At 54.4% G+C, this 3,976-nt stretch carries 4 protein-coding genes and 1 pseudogene; 3 read left to right on the forward strand and 2 right to left on the reverse strand.

The window, feature by feature from the left end:
* Positions 1-372: 372 nt before the first annotated feature.
* The gene (locus tag ACEYDX_RS00940; RefSeq protein ID WP_373740168.1) at positions 373-894 is read right to left on the reverse strand and encodes a superoxide dismutase family protein; all 522 of its coding nucleotides are present in this window, start codon (positions 892-894) and stop codon (positions 373-375) included.
* Positions 895-1,110: 216 nt separating this feature from the next.
* Positions 1,111-1,794 carry a tRNA (N6-threonylcarbamoyladenosine(37)-N6)-methyltransferase TrmO gene (gene tsaA / locus ACEYDX_RS00945; protein ID WP_373740169.1) on the reverse strand — a complete coding sequence of 228 codons (684 nt, stop codon included), beginning with the start codon at positions 1,792-1,794 and terminating at the stop codon, positions 1,111-1,113.
* Between the two features lie 103 nt (positions 1,795-1,897).
* Between tsaA and ACEYDX_RS00950 the strand changes: the two genes are divergently transcribed.
* The 3 genes and pseudogenes from ACEYDX_RS00950 to ACEYDX_RS00960 form a co-directional block, all read left to right on the forward strand.
* Positions 1,898-2,533, forward strand: coding sequence for a nicotinamidase (locus ACEYDX_RS00950; RefSeq protein ID WP_373740170.1), 636 nt, complete (start codon positions 1,898-1,900; stop codon positions 2,531-2,533).
* A gap of 50 nt (positions 2,534-2,583) precedes the next feature.
* Positions 2,584-3,558 (forward strand): lipopolysaccharide heptosyltransferase I, encoded by a 975-nt coding sequence (gene waaC, locus ACEYDX_RS00955; RefSeq protein ID WP_373740171.1) that lies wholly within the window; start codon positions 2,584-2,586, stop codon positions 3,556-3,558.
* A gap of 221 nt (positions 3,559-3,779) precedes the next feature.
* Positions 3,780-3,976, forward strand: a pseudogene (locus tag ACEYDX_RS00960) (EtfB protein); the annotation flags it as partial.

Consider the following 3,976-nt stretch of genomic DNA (forward strand, 5'->3'; position numbering starts at 1 on the left):
GGCGGCTATTGCGGCGATTACCAACTCTATCAGCGTTTTGCCCGCAAGCTGCACGCGAAAACCGGCCTGCATTTGGAACACGGCATACCCGTTTCGCCCGTGGTCGGCGCTTATTTGGGTCTAAACGCCGTGGGTGTGGGCATTGTGGAGCGTTTGCCGGAATAAATGGGAAAACGGCGGCAAGCCAGGGTGCCGTGGGGTTTAAGTTATTTTGCAGTAAGGGCTTTATCCAATATTTCAGGCCGTCTGAATATTTTTCAGACGGCCTGAAATATTTGTAACACTTAAAAAGTATCGTCGGAAATTTATGTTCCGTCATAAAACCTGAATATGACGAAAAGGTTATCAAACAAGCGGTTTTCTTTATGCGGTTTATTTGATTACCCCGCAGGCCATGCGTCCGCCGCCGCCGCCCAATGCGGCGGGTTGGTCGCTGTAATTATCGCCGCCGGCGTGAATCATTAGCGAGTGTCCGCGCAGGTTGCTGATGTTTTTGATGCGCGGGGCAACCACGGGTTGGATATGGCCGTTTTCGGCCACGGCCAATGCGGGCAGGTCGCCTAAATGTCCGCCGTCATCCCACGGGCCTTTGTGGGCGCCGGTTTTTTTCGGATCCCAGTGTCCGCCGGCCGCCATGCCGGCCGTTAGTTTGCCGTTGCTTTCGGCTGGGGCGCAACTGGGTTTTTCGTGAACGTGAAAACCGTAGATTCCGGCTTTCAAGCCTTGCAGTTTGGGGGTGAATACCGCGCCGTATTTGCTTTGGCTGATGCGGATTTCACCGATCGGGGTGTTGCCTTTTTCGATGTCGAGCCGCGACACGGGCACGATGATGTCGGCTTGGGCGTAGGCGCCGAAAGAAGCGGCGCAAAGTAAAGCGGCGAGCAGTTTTTTCATGGTATTCTCCTTATCGGTTGGGGTAGCGGGCCGGTTTCATAAAAACGGACGGACAGGTGTGGGCTGTGATGCACGATTTAGACGGATGACGGCGGTAAAACTTACGGCCCGGTTTTTTGGCCGGTGTGGGAAGCGGTGTTTTGCAGATGTTCCGTCTTAATCCTATTCAGACGGCCTGATGCGATTAAAGTTCAAACGAATCAATTTGTTGTAAATTTATTCCGCACCGCGTTTTTCTACCGCCAGCACTACGGCGTTGTTGCCGTTGATTTGAAACTTCACACCGTAGGCCGAAATATCCATCGCATACACCCGTTCGGGAATATCCTGATAGGCGGGGCGCGGGTCTTGGGCGATGCTTTGGCCGATTAAGTCGCGCTCGGCCCGGGTAAGATGCTCCGCGCCGCAGCCGGGCTGCCAGCTTACAGACAATTCGTTTGGCTTGGCGGCGGCGAAACCGCCTGCGGCATCGGGTTTGGCTTCCACAAACGGAATATAGGGCTTGATATCGACGACGGGCGTGCCGTCGAGCAGGTCGGCACCGCTGCAATACAGGCGCACGGGGCGGGCGGTTTCGATGCGTTCGAGCTTCAGCAGCGACAGGCCGAGATGGTTGGGCCGGTGCGGGCTGCGGGTGGCAAACACCCCCATTTTCTGTTTGCCGCCCAAGCGCGGCGGCCGCACCAGCGGCGACCAGCCTTCGTTTAAAACGTCGTGGAAAATAAAACTGATCCACACATAATCGAAATTTTCCAACCCGCGCACGCTGTCGGCGGAAAAAGCCGGTTCAAGCTCAATGCACACTTCGGCGGCGGGCACGAGGCCGGGCTGGCGGGCAACGCCGAATTTTTGCTTGTAGGGGGAATGCACGGTGGCGATGGGGGTGATGGTGTGTTGCATAAGGCCGTCTGAAAAGCCGTTGAAAAGGTGCATCATAACACCGTTATCGGTTTCAGACGGCCTTTGCTATAATGGCGGCTGCTGAAAACCGAGAGCCTGTTTTATGATAGTGTCGATAGACGTTGATGCCCAGAAAACCTTTTCGCCGTTATGCCCGAACGAGCTGCCGGTGGTTGAAGGCGATACGATTGTGGCGGAGCTGAACGCGCAGGCTGCATTGGCGGATTTGCGGGTGATGACAAAAGACGCGCATAGCCCCGCAGCCAAATGGCTGGTGGCGGATGCGGCCGATATGCTCAAGCCCACCGGCCTGCCCGAAGCCGATGTTACTTGGGTTTCCCACGCGATTGTGGGCAGCAGGGGTTACGAGCTGCTCGACGGCCTGCCGTCGGCCAAAGAATACGATTATTGCGTATGGAAAGGCGTCGATCCCGAATTCCACCCTTACGGCGCCTGTTTTCACGACATCGGTGAAAAGCTCAGCACGGGACTGCTCGAATGGTTGCGCAGCAAAGGGGCAGAAATCATTATTGTGGGCGGATTGGCCACGGATTATTGTGTAAAAACAACGGTTTTGCAGCTTTTGAAAGGCGGCGGCTGGAAAGTGGTCGTGAATGCGGCAGCATGCCGGGGCATCGCGCCTGAAACCGTGGAAACGGCATGGAACGAAATGATAGATGCCGGCGCGGTGGTGTTGGAAAACGCCGATACGATTTCAGATTATATTAAAAATCAATAGTTTGATTGTGTTTCACGTGAAACATGACGGTTATTGACGGATTTGGCGCAATGAAAATACTGTTGGTAAGGCTCTCGAGCATGGGCGATTTAATTCACACACTGCCTGCGGTGAGCGATTTATCGCGTATGCGCCCTGATGTGGAACTGCATTGGTTGAGCGAAGCGGGTTTTGCCGACATCGCCCGTTTGCATCCGTTTGTGAAAGAAGTGCATGCGATACGCTGGCGGCAATGGCGCAAACAATTGAACCGGGCGGAAACATGGTGCGAAATAGGCCGTCTGAAAAACGTTTTGCAACGGCAGCAATTCGATTTTGTGTTAGACAGCCAAGGGTTGATGAAGAGCGCGCTGTTTGCAAAAACCGCCAATGCGCCCGTGAAAGGCTTGGATTTCAACAGCGCACGCGAACGCTGGGCGGCGCTAACCTATAACCAAACTTATGCCGTGCCTAAGGGCAGAAACGCCGTTTGGCGCAACCGTGCTTTGTTTGCACAGGCGTTCGGCTACGAAATGCCCGCCGAGCAGCGTTTCGGTTTGGCGGTGCCGCCGGAAGGCCGTTTGAACAATCTGCCCGGGCATTATTACGTTGCCCTGCACGCCACCAGCCGCGACAGCAAACTGTGGCCGCAGGATTGTTGGCTCAACTTATTGCAAAAGCTGTATGATGGCAGCGGCAGCCCCGTTTACCTGCCGTGGGGTAATGAAACGGAAAAACTGCGGGCGGAAAACATTGCCGCCAAACTGCCGTTTGCCCGCGTGTGCGACAAGCTGAACCTGTTACAGGCCGCTTTTCTGCTCGATAATGCCGCCGGCGTGATTGGTGTGGATACCGGCCTGCTGCACCTTGCCAATGCGCTGGATACGCCTGTTGTCGGCATCTATACCGATACCGACCCGGCCAAAACCGGCGTACAGGTTTCGCCGTGGGCAGTGAATCTCGGCAATGTGGCGCAGATTCCTGATGCGGGAGATGTGTATCAGAGCTTGTTATCATGTATTCGGGCCAAATCTGAGGCCGTCTGAAAAATGAAAGCAGGGCTGCCATCATGCCGTTTTCAGACGGCCTGTGTAGTTTCCCGATATTTGCCATACATCATATAAATGCTTGAGAGCAATTACTTTAATTCGGGTATAATCCCTATTCCGTTTGGCGGTGCGAGCCGTTTTTGCAGAACGGGCGTTTTGTTTTTTCTGCAAAAACCGTTTAACCGATTACTGCCGGAAGCCCGGCTCAAGGAGAGTTTATGAAAGCACTGGTTGCCGTAAAACGAGTGGTGGATTACAACGTTAAAGTCCGCGTGAAAACCGACGGTTCGGACGTGGATATCGACAATGTCAAAATGTCGATGAACCCGTTTGACGAAGTGGCCGTAGAAGAAGCCGTGCGCTTGAAAGAAGCGGGCAAAATCAGCGAAATCGTGGCCGTGTCGCTGGGCAGTAA

Origin of the sequence: Neisseria sp., from assembly GCF_041804105.1 — a bacterium.
Classification (GTDB): Bacteria; Pseudomonadota; Gammaproteobacteria; order Burkholderiales; family Neisseriaceae; genus Neisseria.